Genomic DNA, 14,085 nt, shown 5'->3' with positions numbered 1-14,085 from the left:
TCACTTCAGCCCGGCGTGGCGGGAGTGAGGGCCATTACGCGCTTATGGGGCAAGCCGCCGCAGCAGCGTCGCCGGATTACCGGCGTACACGCCCTTCTCGGTAATAGATTTCGTCACCACGCTACCCGCGCCAATCACGACGCCATCGCAGATGCTCACAGCCAGGATCGTGGCGTTGCTGCCGACCGACACGTTGTCGCCAAGGGTAATCTTCCCCCAGCTTTCCCGCGCCGGATTGGGCGCCCCGTCGCGAAACATATCGTTGGCGAACATCACCCCGTGCCCAATAAAGCAGTTCCTGCCAATCTGCACCCCTTCACAGATGAAGGTGTGTGACTGAACGCGCGTACCGGCGCCGATGCGGCTGTCGCGCTGGATTTCCACAAACGGGCCGATAAACACGCCATCGCCTAATTCGCACTGATAGAGGTTAGCGGGCTGGTAGATCACCACGTCTTTACCGGTTTTCACGTCGCGTACCGCGGCATGACGAAGATCGGGTGCATTGCTCATGGTCACTCCCTGAATTGGAAAGGGGCCACTATGCCAGGTTCAGGCTGAGGGAGGCCACGGATAAGCAAATAATGTGGATCTGGATCACATTTTTGCCGTATAACGGACTTCCCGCTTCGGTTATTCAAGGTGCCCTATGTCCTCAATGCTGCCATCACCGCGCCCGCGCATCGAATGGGTGTCATCTGTTCTGCAAACGGTGCTGAGCCTCGCGCTGCTCACCCTCGGGATTATCCTGATTATCTTCCTGGGAAAAGAGACGCTGCATCTCGCCGACGTGCTGTTTACCGACGGGGAGAAAGTCAGCAAGTATGAGCTGGTGGAAGGGCTGGTGGTCTACTTCCTCTACTTCGAGTTTATCGCGCTGATCGTGAAGTATTTTCAGTCCGGTTTTCACTTCCCGCTGCGCTATTTCATCTATATCGGTATCACCGCCATTATTCGCCTGATTATCATCGACCATAAATCGCCGATGGATGTGCTGATCTACGCCGGGGCGATCCTGCTGATGGTGATCACCCTCTGGCTGTGCAACTCAAAGCGGCTGAAGCGGGAATAAAAAAAGCGGCCCGAAGGCCGCAACAAACATCACAGTAAGGATTACGAACGCGCAGTGGCACAGCTTAGGTACAACAAGGTCAACCTTTAACGCCGCCCGCCGTCAGGCCGCTCACCAGCCAGCGTTGAGCGAGCAGGAAGACAACGGTAATCGGGATGGCAGAGAGCACCGCCGCCGCCGCGAAGTCGCCCCACAGGTAGTTTTGCGGATTGAGATACTGCTGCATCCCCACCGCCAGCGTGTAGCTGTTCACATCCCGCAGCAGCAGAGAGGCAACCGGTACTTCGGTAATCGCGGCGATAAACGACAGAATAAACACCACCGCCAGAATCGGTACGGAGAGCGGGAGCAGCACCAGACGGAACGCCTGCCACGGCGTGGCACCGTCCAGCGCGGCCGCTTCTTCCAGCGACCCATCGATGGTTTCGAAATAGCCCTTTATCGTCCAGACGTGCAGCGCAATCCCCCCCAGATAGGCGAAGATCACCCCGCCGTGGGTATTCAGCCCGATAAACGGAATGTACTGGCCGAGACGGTCAAATAACGCGTACAGCGCCACCAGAGAGAGCACCGCCGGGAACATCTGGAAAATCAGCATCCCTTTGAGCAGCGTTGCTTTACCGGGGAAACGCATACGCGCAAACGCGTAGGCACAGGTGGTGGACAGCGCCACGATGCCGATGGCGGTGATCGCCGCGACCTTAATCGAGTTCCACAGCCAGAGCAGCACCGGGAACGGCGGCGGGGTTACCCGGCCGTCCGCGTGCTCGACGCTGAAACCCAGCGCCAGCCGCCAGTGCTCCCAGGAGATTTGATCGGGGATCAGGCTGCCGGTAGCAAAGTTACCGGCGCGCAGGGAGATGGCAATCACCATCAGCAGCGGGAACATGATCGCCGCGATAAACAGCAGCAGCAGAAGGTGCGTAATCAGCAGCCGCAGCTTCTGGGATTTCGGTTGAACCATAGCCATATGTCATTTTCTCCCTAATCAAACTTCATGCGCGTGGCTTTGAGATTCACAATCGCTAACGCACCCACCAGCAGGAAGATCAGCGTCGCAATCGCGGCCGCCAGCCCGAAGTCCTGACCGCCGCCGCCCTCGAAGGCGATGCGGTAGGTGTAGCTCACCAGCAGGTCGGTGTACCCGGCCGGGGTGGTGGTGCCCAGTCGATCCGGCCCGCCGTTGGTCAGCAGCTGAATCAGCACGAAGTTGTTAAAGTTAAACGCGAAGCTGGCAATCATCAGCGGCGTTAACGGCTTAATCAGCAGCGGCAGCGTGATTTTGAAGAAGTTCTGGAACGGGCCGGCGCCGTCCATTGCCGAGGCTTCATAGAGGTCATCCGGAATCGCTTTCAACAGCCCCATGCACAGGATCATCATGTAGGGGTAGCCAAGCCAGGTGTTGACGATCACCACCATCGCACGGGCGGTGTTCGGGTCGCTGAACCAGGCGGGCTTAATGCCGAACAGCGCGCCCAGCATCATGTTGATCTCACCAAAGCTCTGGTTGAACAGCCCTTTGAATATCAGGATGGAGATAAACGACGGTACCGCGTAGGGCAGGATCAGCAGGACGCGGTACAGCGCTTTACCCTGCAGCGATTCCCACTGCACCAGGCAGGCCAGCACCATGCCCACCGCCACGGTCAGCACCACCGTCAACAGCGAGAACACCACGGTCCAGACGAAAATCGCCATGAACGGCTTCTGGATACCCTCATCGACGAAGACGCGCATGAAGTTATCCCAGCCGATGGTCACGGTATAGCCAGGGCTTAGCTTGTCGCCCGCCCAGCTGCCGTCGGCGTTAACGGATTCATAAAAACCGATGTGATTGTTCGGCTGATAGACCACGCCGGTCTGGTTATTGGTCAGTGCGCCGTCGTCGGCCAGCGTATACAGCGGGCGCGTGCCGGAGAACTGACGCAGCGAGCTCATCACCAGCTCGCTGTCGTCCGGCAGCCGGGCGGTGATCTGGTTCAGCGCCTGGCGGTTCTGGGTAATTATGCGCAGCGTCGCGCGTTCGCCGCCCGGCAGGGCGTCGGCTTCCTTCAGCGCTAAGGTCTGCTCGCCGCCAAAGGTAAAGGTGTCAGAGAGATAGTGCTTGCCGCTGTCGCCGTCGGTCAACGCCAGCTGCCAGGCATTGCCTGACGGATACAGCCCAAAGCTGTAGCTTTTCCCCGCCTGATACTGGCGATCCAGCAGCACCTGCTGGGCGCGTTCCTGGGTAAGCTGGTTGGTGCTGCTGTAGTTGGTGAAGGCGATAGCGATAGTGCAGACCAGCGGGAACAGGACAAACAGCCCCATGCCGGCAAGGCCCGGATAGACATAGCGCCAGGCGTAGGTTTTACGTCTGGCGAAAATATAAAGCCCCGTGCCGCTGAGCATCAGCGTCATGATGGCGAACAGGTACTCCCCCTGGGCGTACATCAGCACCACAAGATATCCCACCAGCAGAGCAAGCAGCGCGATCGCAGACCATTTGAGCGTATCGCTTTGCCACCAGTGGGTCTTTCTTACTACATCCATGGGGTTCTTCCTCTACAACTGTGAATACTGATGTCAGGTGCGCTGACCTGACCTACGGATCGCGCCGTAGTGGTAAGGCGGGCGAGCCCTGCGCTCCCCGCCGTTCTGCTTATTTCGTAATACGTCCCTGCGCGTCTTTCAGCGCTTCATCCACTGACTGACGACCGCTGACGGCGTTGATCACCGCGGTGCGAACCGCGTACCAGAAGGCGGACATCTGCGGCACGTTCGGCATGATTTCGCCTTTCTGCGCGTTATCCATGGTGGCGGCAATGCGCGGATCCTTCGCCAGCGTCTCCTGGAAGGATTTCAGCGCCACGGCGCCCAGCGGCTTGTCCTTGTTCACCATCTCAAGACCGCTATCGGTCAGCAGGTAGTTCTCAAGGAACTCTTTCGCCAGCTCTTTGTTCGGGCTGGCGGCGTTGATACCGGCGCTCAGTACCCCAACGAACGGTTTGGACGGCTTGCCTTTGAAGGTCGGCAGCAGCGCTACGCCGTAGTTAACTTTACTCTTGTCGATGTTGCTCCACGCCCACGGACCGTTGATGGTCATCGCCGTTTCGCCCTTGTTAAACGCGGCTTCGGCAATGGAGTAATCGGTGTCGGCATTCATGTGTTTGTTTTTAACCAGATCGACCAGGAAGCTCAGACCCGCTTTCGCGCCTGGGCTGTCCACGCCCACGTCTTTAACGTCGTACTTGCCGTTCTCAAACTTGTAGGCGTAGCCACCGTCCGCGGCGATCAGCGGCCAGGTGAAGTACGGTTCCTGGAGGTTAAACATCAGCGCGCTCTTGCCTTTCGCTTTCAGCTGCGTGTCCAGCGCCGGGATCTCTTCCCAGGTTTTTGGCGGGTTCGCGACCAGATCTTTGTTATAGATGAGCGACAGCGCTTCTACCGAAATCGGGTAGGCAATCAGCTTGCCGTTGTAACGCACGGCGTCCCAGGTGAACGGATAGAGTTTGTCCTGGAAGGCTTTATCCGGGGAGATTTCTGCCAGCAGACCAGACTGCGCATAGCCGCCGAAACGGTCATGGGCCCAGAAGATGATGTCCGGGCCATCGCCGGTGGCAGCGACCTGCGGGTATTTCTCTTCGAGCTTGTCAGGGTGCTCTACCGTGACCTTGATACCGGTGTCCTTTTCGAATTTCTTACCAACCTCGGCCAGGCCGTTATAGCCTTTATCGCCGTTGATCCAGATAACCAGTTTCCCTTCTTCAATTTTGGCGAGGGCAGAGGCGGAGAACATCATCGTTGTCAGAGCTGACAGAGCGAGGATGCGCGCGCCGGTTTTGATCTTCATAGGTCCCATCCTTTTTTGCTGAGTGCACATGGATATACAGGTGGTGGTTTTAACAGGGCACAGTTTGCGTATCTGACAAGCGCTTCTCATCCTCCCCGGGCCTACGCCCCACCGTCTGGTTGTGTGATCCGGGCGACATAAAATTAAGTTATGTGTCTGAACGCACACAAAATCGCGCGGAAAATTGAAACCTGCGTCACGAAAATCGCCGCTGGCCGCCCCGGCGGGTGGCAGACGCTACGCGCTCATCCTCCCGTCTCCTCCCCCATAAAAAAGCCCAGGGGCGGAGGATCCCTTCCCCCGGTGGACGCTGCATATTCTCGGCATTGTGGTTTTTGGTCTGACCGTTGTAACGAAGGGAGAAGGGCATGGCGAGCGTGCAGTTGCGGAATGTAACGAAGTCCTGGGGTGACGTGGTGGTATCAAAAGATATCAACCTCGACATTCAGGAAGGGGAGTTCGTGGTGTTTGTCGGGCCGTCGGGCTGCGGCAAATCAACGTTGCTGCGCATGATTGCCGGGCTTGAAACCATCACCAGTGGCGATTTGTTCATTGGTGATAAGCGTATGAACGATATCCCACCTGCCGAGCGCGGCGTGGGCATGGTGTTTCAGTCCTACGCGCTCTATCCCCACCTTTCGGTGGCCGAGAATATGTCCTTCGGCCTGAAGCTGGCCGGTGCCAAAAAAGAGCTGATTAACCAGCAGGTCACTCAGGTGGCCGACGTGCTGCAGCTGGGGCACCTGCTGGATCGCCGTCCGAAGGCGCTCTCCGGCGGACAGCGTCAGCGCGTGGCGATTGGCCGTACGCTGGTCGCCCAGCCGCGCGTTTTCCTGCTGGATGAGCCGCTGTCGAACCTGGATGCGGCGCTGCGCGTGCAGATGCGTATCGAGATTTCGCGCCTGCACAAGCGTCTCGGGCGCACCATGATTTACGTCACTCACGATCAGGTGGAGGCCATGACGCTGGCCGACAAGATTGTGGTGCTGGATGCCGGTCGTATCGCGCAGGTCGGTAAACCGCTGGAGCTGTATCACTATCCGGCGGATCGCTTTGTCGCGGGCTTTATCGGCTCGCCGAAGATGAACTTCCTGCCGGTGAAAGTGACGGCAACCGCCATCGACCAGGTACAGGTGGAACTACCGAACCGCCAGCAGGTCTGGCTGCCGGTCGAAAGCGAGAACGTGAAGGTGGGGGCCAATATGTCGCTCGGCATCCGCCCGGAACACTTGCTGCCCAGCGACATCGCCGATGTCACGCTGGAAGGCGAAGTGCAGGTAGTAGAACAGCTCGGCCACGAAACTCAGATTCATATCCAGATCCCCGCCATACGTCAGAACCTGGTCTACCGCCAGAATGACGTGGTGTTGGTAGAAGAGGGTGCCACATTCGCCATCGGTTTGCCGCCAGAGCGTTGCCATCTGTTCCGTGAAGATGGAACCGCGTGTCGTCGGCTGCATAAAGAGCCAGGCGTTTAAGCATTCCACAACAAAGAAAAGCAAGGTCTCAGGAGACAGAATGATGATTACTCTGCGCAAACTTCCTCTGGCAGTGGCTGTTATGGCCGGCATTTTCGCCGCCCAGGCATCCGCCGTCGATTTCAAAGGCTACGCACGTTCCGGTATTGGCTGGACCGGCAGCGGTGGCCCACAACAGTGTTTCCAGGCGACAGGTGCTGATGCCAAGTACCGTCTGGGTAACGAATGCGAAACCTATGCTGAAATCAAGCTGGGTCAGGAAGTATGGAAAGAAGGCGATAAGAGCTTCTACTTTGATTCCAACATCGCCTACAAATCCGATCAGCTGAACGACTGGGAAGACAGCAATACCCCAGCCATTCGTGAATTCAACGTCGTCGGTAAAGACCTGATTGACGCGCTGCCAGGCGCCAACATCTGGGCCGGTAAGCGCTTCTACCAGCGTCATGACGTTCACATGATCGACTTCTACTACTGGGATATCTCCGGTCCGGGTGCGGGTCTGGAAAATATCGATGTAGGAATCGGTAAACTCTCCTTCGCAGCAACCCGCTCCACCGAGCAGGGTGGTTCTTCCGCCTTTGGTGATGTCGACCCAGAAACCGGTATCAGAACCTATAACAATGAAGTGCCGAACGATGTGTTCGACGTCCGTTTAGCCGGTCTGGAAACCAACCCGGATGGCGTGCTGGAACTGGGCGTGGACTACGGTCACACCAACATTCCTGACGACTACTATCTGGCTCCGGGCGCTACCAAAGACGGCTGGATGTTCACCGCTGAACATACCCAGACCATCGGCACCGGCTTCAACAAGTTCGTGGTTCAGTACGCAACTGACTCAATGATTTCTCAGGGTAAAGGCCAGGCGCGCGGTGGTTCCATTGATAACGATGGCAACATGATCCGCCTGCTTGACCACGGGTCAATCAGCATGGGCGATGACTGGGACATGATGTACGTCGCGATGTATCAGGACACCGACCGTGACAACAAACGCGGTAACACCTGGTGGACCGTCGGCGTGCGTCCAATGTACAAGTGGACCCCGATCATGAGCACCCTGATGGAAGTTGGCTACGACAACGTGAAATCTCAGCAGGTTGGCGAGCGCAACACCCAGTACAAAGTTACCCTTGCACAACAGTGGCAGGCAGGCAGCAGCATCTGGTCTCGTCCGGCTATCCGCGTGTTCGCAACCTACGCCAAGTGGGATGAGAAATGGGGCTACGTGAAAGCTGACAACGACAGCGCAACCACTTTCGCTGCTACCAACGGTACCTTCACCCCGTTCGGCACCACCAGCCGCGGCGACAGCGATGAAGTGACCTTCGGTGCCCAGATGGAAATCTGGTGGTAATTCTGTGTCATGACCACATGAGGGGCGTTGCCCCTCATTTTTTAACCCTCAATTAGGTACGTGTCTTAGTGAAGCGCGCTATTGCCTGGCCACCGCTTCACTTCATCATCTGAGGTCATAACAATGAAAATGAAAAAAACCGTGATTGCACTCTGCCTGGGTGCAAGCCTGTTCGCCGTACTGCCAGCGACCAGCTTCGCCGAGGTGAATATCGTTCCGCAAAATACCTCCGCTGCCCCGGCCATCCCGGCGTCTGCGCTACAGCAGATTGTCTGGACCCCGGTTGCGCCATCGCAAACGCAAACTGCACAGCTCTCGACCGTCGGGCAAACCCTTAACGTCCCGGGTATCACCGGCAAAGTGGCCGCCTGGAGCGTTCCGGCCAACGTCGGCGAGCTCACCCTTACGCTGACCAGCGTGGCGGACAAGCAGCGCAGCGTGTTCGCACCTAACATCCTGGTGCTCGATCAGAACCTGTCGCCGGCGGCGTATTTCCCGTCGAGCTATTTCGAATACAAAGAGCCGGGCGCGATATCTGAAGATCGCCTGGAGGGCGTTATCAAGCTGACGCCGGCCTTAGGACAGCAGAAAATTTATGTGCTGGCCTTCACCACGCCGCAGGACATGCAGCAGACCACCACCATGACGAACCCGGCCAAAGCCTATGCCAAAGGCGTCGGCAACGCGGTGCCTGACATTGCCGACCCGGTGGCCCGTCATACGGCTGACGGCACGCTGAAGCTTAAAGTCAGCACCAACTCGGCCTCCAGCATTCTGGTAGGACCGCTGTTTGGCTCTTCCGGAGCGGCCTCGGTCACGGTAGGCAACACCGCCGCACCGGCTCAGGCCTACAGCGCACCGGCCCCGGCTCAGGCGGCACCGGCACCAGCACAGGTAAACGCCCCTGCACCCGCCCCGGCGCCGAAAGCTGAACCGGTACTGAATGATACGGAAGCCTACTTCAACAAGGCCATCAAGCAAGCCGTTGCCAGCGGGGACGTCGATAAGGCCCTGAAACTGCTGAATGAAGCCGAGCGTCTGGGTTCTACCTCCGCCCGTTCTGTTTTTATCAGCAGTGTAAAAGGCAAGGGGTGATCGTTTCCCCACATTGCTGATGCTTGCAATACCTGGTGCGCTTCGGCGCACCCTTTTTCCCCGCGAGCTTTCCCCCACCTGTTCCGGTTCTGCGTTACAATGATTTTTATGATGAATACCGGAGTCGAACGCAATGTCCCACCCTGCGCTGGCGGAGCTTCGCGCGCTGACCTTTTTTGATGATATCCCCTCTGTAAGCGGTGAACTGCTCGACTGGCTGCTGCTGGAAGACTCAATGACCAAACGCTTTGAGCAGCACTGCGATCGCGTGAGCGTCATTGTGATTAACGAAGGCTTTGTCGGCCCGGAAGCGGCCTGTGACGAGCAGGATTTGCTGCCCGTCGAGCCGCGCTACTGGCTGCGGGAGATTCTGCTCTGCGGCGACGGCGTTCCCTGGCTGGCGGGCCGCACTCTGGTGCCGGAATCGACGCTCAGCGGCCCGGAACTGGCGCTTCAGGCGCTCGGCACCACGCCGCTCGGACGCTACCTGTTTACCGCATCCACCCTGACACGCGATTTTATCCAGATTGGACAACGCGATACCCTGTGGGGACGGCGCTCACGCCTGCGCCTGTCTGGCAAACCGCTGCTGCTCACCGAGCTGTTCCTGCCTGCATCACCGCTATACGACAACAAAAACGAAGAGGAAGAGAGATGGAGTGGAGTCTGACGCAAACGAAGCTGCTGGCCTACCATCGGCTGATGCGTACTGACAAGCCCATCGGCGCGCTGCTGCTGCTGTGGCCGACGCTGTGGGCGCTATGGGTTGCCGCATCGGGCGTACCGCCGCTGTGGATCCTGGCCGTATTTGTGGCGGGCGTCTGGCTGATGCGTGCCGCGGGCTGCGTGGTCAATGATTACGCCGACCGTAAAATCGACGGACACGTCAAGCGTACCGCCCACCGTCCGCTGCCGAGCGGTGCAGTCACGGAGAAAGAGGCACGGAATCTGTTCATCGTGCTGGTGCTGCTCGCTTTCTTACTGGTGCTGACGCTTAACCTGATGACCATCCTGCTGTCGGTCGCCGCGCTGGCGCTGGCATGGGTTTACCCCTTTATGAAACGCTACACCCATCTGCCGCAGGTGGTGCTGGGGGCGGCGTTCGGCTGGTCGATACCGATGGCGTTCTCCGCCGTGAGCGAAACCCTGCCCCTGAGCTGCTGGTTGATGTTTTTCGCCAATATCTGCTGGGCGGTGGCGTACGACACGCAGTACGCGATGGTCGATCGCGATGACGATCTGAAAATCGGCGTGAAATCCACCGCCATTCTGTTCGGCCGCTTCGACAACCTGATCATCGGTATCCTGCAAATTATCGTGCTGGCGCTGATGGCGATTATTGGCTGGCTGAATGGGTTAGGGTGGGTGTTCTACGCTGCGCTGGTGGTGGCCGCGGCGCTGTTTGTTTATCAGCAGCGTATCACCGCCGGACGCGATCGCGATGCCTGCTTCCGGGCGTTTCTGAATAACAACTACGTGGGCATGGCACTGTTTCTCGGCTTCGCGCTCGCCTGGCTGATCCGGTAGTCAACGCGTAACCAGCGGGCACAAAAAAGGCGGGTCGATACCCGCCTTTTTTATTGCTCGCCATCTCAGGTCAGCTGGCCTGTGCGGCGGCACTCTCAATCGTTAACCGTACGTCAGAGGTAACCAGCTCGGCCAGCAGCTGATAAACCGTCATGGTGCGGGTCGGATCGGCATCCCCGGTATCGCTGATGTAGCCTTCGTCGCGCAGCGTCAGCACCAGCGTACTGAATACTGCCTTATCGAAGAACTCCGGCGCGTTAATGCCGTGCAGCACTGACAGACGCTGGGCCACGGTGCGGCTCTCTTTCTCCAGCGTACCGCGGTTGATAGCCGGATTCGCGCTCAGCAGCCAGAAGGTGATGGCGTAGCGCTGCAGCGTTTCGCGTACCCCGGCGGCCAGCAGCTGCAGCGTGCGTGAGCGTGCCGGATTGAGCTGAAGCTGCTCGCCGCTGGTGAGGATCAGCTCCTGCTGCATCAGTTCTTCCAGCAGGGCGTCAATCACGCCGCCCAACTCTGCGGTTTCCCAGCGCAGGAACAGCTCGGTTTTCAGCATCGGATAGATGACTTCCACCTGGCGTAAAAGCGCCTCGCGGCTGATGTTGCGATGCTGGGTAATGATGGCCGCGATAAGCGACGGCAGCACCAGCATATGCAGGATGTTGTTGCGGTAGTAGGTCATCAGCACCGCCTGCTCACGCGGCAGCACAATGATATCGCCGATGGTGTCTTTCTCGACCTGGAACTTATTCATCTGCAGCGCGTGATCGATAAGCTCGCTGGCGCTGGCGACAGGCACGGTGGCGTCCGGCGCATAAGGCACGTTACGCAGCAGGCTCATGTAGCAGGTCAGCTGCTCGGTCAGCTGCTCACGGGTCAGGGAGCGCTGGCGTGAAGCGAGCAGGGCGGTACAGCACAGGTTCATGGCGTTCGCCGCACCCGCATTGTTGATGCGCACCATCAGCTCGCCGGCGATACCGTTGACGGTCGGCGTCAGCCACGCCGGACGCACGGCCTCGATAGGATCGATAGCCTCGCGCCACTCCGGCACGTGCTGATTCAGCCACGAGGTCAGCGACATCGGTTCACCGAAGTTAACGTAGCCCTGGCCGAGATTTCGCAGCTTGCTCAGGCCGCGCACCATCTGCAACAGGCTCTCTTTCTCTTTGGTGGCGCCACGCAATTCCTTGGCGTAAGTGCCCACTTCCATCACGTGCTCATAGCCGATGTAAATCGGCACCAGGGTAATCGGGCGCGTGCCGCCGCGCAGCATCGCCTGGATGGTCATGGAAAGCGTGCCGGTTTTCGGGTCCAGCAGACGGCCGGTACGGGAGCGCCCACCCTCGACGAAATACTCAACCGAGTAGCCGCGGCTGAACAGCTCGCCCAGATACTCGCGGAAGACCGTGGAGTACAGCTTGTTGCCTTTAAAGGTACGGCGAATAAAGAAGGCGCCCAGGCGGCGGAAGATCGGCCCGGCCGGCCAGAAGTTCAGGTTGATGCCCGCCGCGATGTGCGGTGGCACCAGCCCCTGGTGATAAAGCACGTAGGAGAGCAGCAGGTAGTCCATATGGCTGCGATGGCAGGGCACATAGACAATCTCGTGGCCGTCATGGGCCAGCTGGCGTACGCGCTCGGCGTTGTGGACGTTGATGCCCTGATAGAGCCGGTTCCAGGTAAAGCCCAGCACGCGGTCGCTCACGCGGATGGCTTCATACGAGAAGTCCGCGGCAATCTCTTCCATCAGCGCAACGGCATTCTGCTGGGCTTTTTCATGGGAGATTTTTTTGGTACGCGCTTCATCTTCCACGGCGCGGGCAATGGCTTTGGACGCCAGCAGCTTGTTGAACAGATCCTGACGTACCGGCAGACGCGGGCCAACCGTTGCCAGACGCTGGCGGGCAAAGTGCATACGCGCCACGCGCGCCAGCTTTTGGGCAATGATTTTATCGGTGCCGTGTTCGGTCGCCATACGGCGCAGCGACACCGGCGGCGAGAAGCGCACAAAGCTGTCGCGCCCAAGCCAGGAGATGGCGACAAATTTCTGAATGCCGTTGAGCATGCGCAGCGGCGGGTTCACTTCGCCTTTTTCACGACCCGGCGAGCGGCCAAACATCACCGATACCGGCACCATCTGCACATCAAGATTCGGGTTGCTGCGGTGTAAATCCAGGTAGTCGTGAAAGAGCTTGATAGACTCTTCTTTAGGCGTGTAATAGGTGAACAGGCGCGGTCCGCTGTGAATAAATACGTAGCGCGGCAGGATGGCGCCGTCGATCTCCAGCGGCTCAAGCGGATCGGGAAGATCGTGGGCCAGACACTGCTCACGCAGCGCCAGCAGGTCCGCTTTTGAGTTATACGGCAGAACGTACATGATGGGGCGAGAGGTATCGAGCCCTAATTCAGCGCAGGGGTCTGCCGGAATAGACTTGCTTTTTACCAACACACTTAATGGTAAATTCAGTAATTTGTAGTAAATTCGTGGCCAACCGGACATAAACGATGTAAAGCCTCTGGTTAAAAATGCAATCGCGCTGCAAGAATATCAGAATCCGTTGGGAATTTCTGTGCTGCGCTGAATGCGATGTACAAGCATTGACGCTCAGAATTAAAAAAGGTTTCTTTTCATGGCGAATAACACCACTGGGTTAACCCGTATTATTAAAGCAGCCGGCTACTCCTGGAAAGGATACTGTGCCGCCTGGAAAAACGAAGCAGCATTTCGTCAGGAGGCGGTTGCCGCCATCGTGGCAATTATCATTGCCTGCTGGCTGGACGTCGACCCCATCACCCGCGTGTTACTCATCGGCTCGGTACTGCTGGTGATGATCGTTGAAATTCTCAACAGCGCCATCGAAGCGGTGGTAGACCGGATCGGGCCAGAATTTCATGAGCTCTCCGGGCGTGCCAAAGATATGGGCTCCGGCGCGGTGCTGCTGTCTATCATCACTGCCCTCATCACCTGGGGCACGCTGCTGTGGCAGCATTTGCGATAAGCTTTCCATAATAGCGATTATGTCTGGTTTTTTGCGCAATTTGTGGTTCCAAAGTCGTCTTTGACTGTATATACTCACAGCATAACTGTATATACACCCAGGGGGCGGGATGAAAGCGTTAACGACCAGGCAGCAAGAGGTGTTCGATCTTATTCGGGATCATATCAGCCAGACTGGCATGCCGCCTACGCGTGCGGAAATTGCAGCACGTTTGGGATTCCGTTCGCCAAACGCGGCGGAAGAGCATCTGAAAGCGCTGGCACGTAAAGGCGTGATTGAGATCGTCTCCGGGGCATCACGCGGCATTCGCCTGCTGATTGAAGAAGCGAACGGTCTGCCGCTGATTGGCCGCGTGGCAGCCGGTGAACCGCTGCTGGCGTCTCAGCATATTGAAGGTCACTACCAGGTCGACCCTAACCTGTTCAAACCGAGCGCCGATTTCCTGCTGCGCGTAAGCGGGATGTCGATGAAAGATATCGGCATCATGGACGGCGATCTGCTGGCCGTGCATAAAACGGAAGAAGCGCGTAACGGACAGGTCGTTGTGGCCCGTATCGAAGACGAAGTGACCGTTAAGCGTCTCAAAAAGCAGGGCAACATTGTTCAGCTGCTGCCTGAAAACAGCGACTTCGACCCTATCGTTGTCGATCTGCGCGAGCAGAACTTTACCATTGAAGGCCTTGCGGTTGGCGTTATCCGCAACGGCGAATGGCTGTAACTCCCACCTGATT

General features: G+C 58.0%; 13 protein-coding genes. 8 read left to right on the top strand and 5 right to left on the bottom strand.

Translation table 11 applies throughout. The features are described from left to right. Positions 1 to 42: 42 nt before the first annotated feature. On the bottom strand, positions 43 to 513 hold the full coding sequence (locus DW58_RS17785; RefSeq protein ID WP_024550305.1) for an acyltransferase: 471 nt from the start codon (positions 511 to 513) through the stop codon (positions 43 to 45). 145 nt (positions 514 to 658) lie between these two features. On the opposite strand from DW58_RS17785, the gene psiE reads away from it, so the two are divergent. After that, positions 659 to 1,072: a phosphate-starvation-inducible protein PsiE gene (psiE, locus tag DW58_RS17780; RefSeq protein ID WP_024550304.1), complete on the top strand. Its 414-nt coding sequence runs from the start codon at positions 659 to 661 to the stop codon at positions 1,070 to 1,072. 79 nt (positions 1,073 to 1,151) lie between these two features. Here the strand turns inward: psiE and malG are convergent, their stop codons facing one another. The 3 genes from malG to malE all read right to left on the bottom strand — a co-directional run bounded on the left by malG (position 1,152) and on the right by malE (position 4,901). Next, positions 1,152 to 2,042, bottom strand: coding sequence for a maltose ABC transporter permease MalG (gene malG, locus DW58_RS17775; RefSeq protein WP_024550303.1), 891 nt, complete (start codon positions 2,040 to 2,042; stop codon positions 1,152 to 1,154). 14 nt (positions 2,043 to 2,056) lie between these two features. Next, the gene (gene malF, locus DW58_RS17770) at positions 2,057 to 3,601 is read right to left on the bottom strand and encodes a maltose ABC transporter permease MalF (RefSeq protein WP_024562427.1); all 1,545 of its coding nucleotides are present in this window, start codon (positions 3,599 to 3,601) and stop codon (positions 2,057 to 2,059) included. 109 nt (positions 3,602 to 3,710) lie between these two features. Beyond that, positions 3,711 to 4,901, bottom strand: a complete 1,191-nt coding sequence (malE, locus tag DW58_RS17765; RefSeq protein ID WP_024548688.1) for a maltose/maltodextrin ABC transporter substrate-binding protein MalE — start codon at positions 4,899 to 4,901, stop codon at positions 3,711 to 3,713. 368 nt (positions 4,902 to 5,269) lie between these two features. Here malE and malK point away from each other — a divergent pair, with 368 nt between their 5' ends. From malK to ubiA, 5 genes are all read left to right on the top strand, one after another. Further along, positions 5,270 to 6,379 (top strand): maltose/maltodextrin ABC transporter ATP-binding protein MalK, encoded by a 1,110-nt coding sequence (malK, locus tag DW58_RS17760; RefSeq protein ID WP_024548687.1) that lies wholly within the window; start codon positions 5,270 to 5,272, stop codon positions 6,377 to 6,379. A 40-nt stretch (positions 6,380 to 6,419) separates the two neighbouring features. Continuing rightward, positions 6,420 to 7,739 (top strand): maltoporin, encoded by a 1,320-nt coding sequence (locus tag DW58_RS17755; protein ID WP_024548686.1) that lies wholly within the window; start codon positions 6,420 to 6,422, stop codon positions 7,737 to 7,739. 123 nt (positions 7,740 to 7,862) lie between these two features. Beyond that, positions 7,863 to 8,834 (top strand): maltose operon protein MalM, encoded by a 972-nt coding sequence (gene malM / locus DW58_RS17750; protein WP_029593202.1) that lies wholly within the window; start codon positions 7,863 to 7,865, stop codon positions 8,832 to 8,834. Positions 8,835 to 8,967: 133 nt separating this feature from the next. Next, positions 8,968 to 9,504, top strand: a complete 537-nt coding sequence (ubiC, locus tag DW58_RS17745) for a chorismate lyase (protein ID WP_024548684.1) — start codon at positions 8,968 to 8,970, stop codon at positions 9,502 to 9,504. Further along, positions 9,489 to 10,361 carry a 4-hydroxybenzoate octaprenyltransferase gene (gene ubiA / locus DW58_RS17740; RefSeq protein WP_024548683.1) on the top strand — a complete coding sequence of 291 codons (873 nt, stop codon included), beginning with the start codon at positions 9,489 to 9,491 and terminating at the stop codon, positions 10,359 to 10,361. The genes ubiC and ubiA overlap by 16 nt, the downstream gene beginning before the upstream one ends. Positions 10,362 to 10,431: 70 nt before the next feature. On the opposite strand, the gene plsB is transcribed toward ubiA, so the two are convergent. Further along, complete coding sequence (plsB, locus tag DW58_RS17735) at positions 10,432 to 12,855, bottom strand: glycerol-3-phosphate 1-O-acyltransferase PlsB (protein WP_024548682.1); 2,424 nt, start codon at positions 12,853 to 12,855, stop codon at positions 10,432 to 10,434. A 130-nt stretch (positions 12,856 to 12,985) separates the two neighbouring features. On the opposite strand from plsB, the gene DW58_RS17730 reads away from it, so the two are divergent. Beyond that, on the top strand, positions 12,986 to 13,354 hold the full coding sequence (locus DW58_RS17730) for a diacylglycerol kinase (protein ID WP_024548681.1): 369 nt from the start codon (positions 12,986 to 12,988) through the stop codon (positions 13,352 to 13,354). Between the two features lie 109 nt (positions 13,355 to 13,463). Continuing rightward, a complete protein-coding gene (gene lexA, locus DW58_RS17725; protein ID WP_024548680.1) occupies positions 13,464 to 14,072 on the top strand; it encodes a transcriptional repressor LexA in 609 nt (202 codons plus the stop codon). Positions 14,073 to 14,085 lie beyond the last annotated feature (13 nt).

It is taken from the genome of Siccibacter turicensis LMG 23730, from assembly GCF_000463155.2.
Classification (GTDB): domain Bacteria; phylum Pseudomonadota; class Gammaproteobacteria; order Enterobacterales; family Enterobacteriaceae; genus Siccibacter; species Siccibacter turicensis.
Note: the sequence above shows the minus strand (reverse complement) of the source record. Positions and strands in the feature narration are given on the sequence as shown.

Coding starts and splice junctions, on each gene's coding strand:
- DW58_RS17785 (WP_024550305.1), bottom strand. CDS start 513: ATGAGCAATGCACCCGATCTTCGTCATGCCGCGGTACGCGACGTGAAA.
- ubiA (WP_024548683.1), top strand. CDS start 9,489: ATGGAGTGGAGTCTGACGCAAACGAAGCTGCTGGCCTACCATCGGCTG.
- DW58_RS17730 (WP_024548681.1), top strand. CDS start 12,986: ATGGCGAATAACACCACTGGGTTAACCCGTATTATTAAAGCAGCCGGC.
- malK (WP_024548687.1), top strand. CDS start 5,270: ATGGCGAGCGTGCAGTTGCGGAATGTAACGAAGTCCTGGGGTGACGTG.
- malF (WP_024562427.1), bottom strand. CDS start 3,601: ATGGATGTAGTAAGAAAGACCCACTGGTGGCAAAGCGATACGCTCAAA.
- malM (WP_029593202.1), top strand. CDS start 7,863: ATGAAAATGAAAAAAACCGTGATTGCACTCTGCCTGGGTGCAAGCCTG.
- lexA (WP_024548680.1), top strand. CDS start 13,464: ATGAAAGCGTTAACGACCAGGCAGCAAGAGGTGTTCGATCTTATTCGG.
- DW58_RS17755 (WP_024548686.1), top strand. CDS start 6,420: ATGATGATTACTCTGCGCAAACTTCCTCTGGCAGTGGCTGTTATGGCC.
- ubiC (WP_024548684.1), top strand. CDS start 8,968: ATGTCCCACCCTGCGCTGGCGGAGCTTCGCGCGCTGACCTTTTTTGAT.
- malG (WP_024550303.1), bottom strand. CDS start 2,042: ATGGCTATGGTTCAACCGAAATCCCAGAAGCTGCGGCTGCTGATTACG.
- psiE (WP_024550304.1), top strand. CDS start 659: ATGCTGCCATCACCGCGCCCGCGCATCGAATGGGTGTCATCTGTTCTG.
- malE (WP_024548688.1), bottom strand. CDS start 4,901: ATGAAGATCAAAACCGGCGCGCGCATCCTCGCTCTGTCAGCTCTGACA.
- plsB (WP_024548682.1), bottom strand. CDS start 12,855: ATGTCCGGTTGGCCACGAATTTACTACAAATTACTGAATTTACCATTA.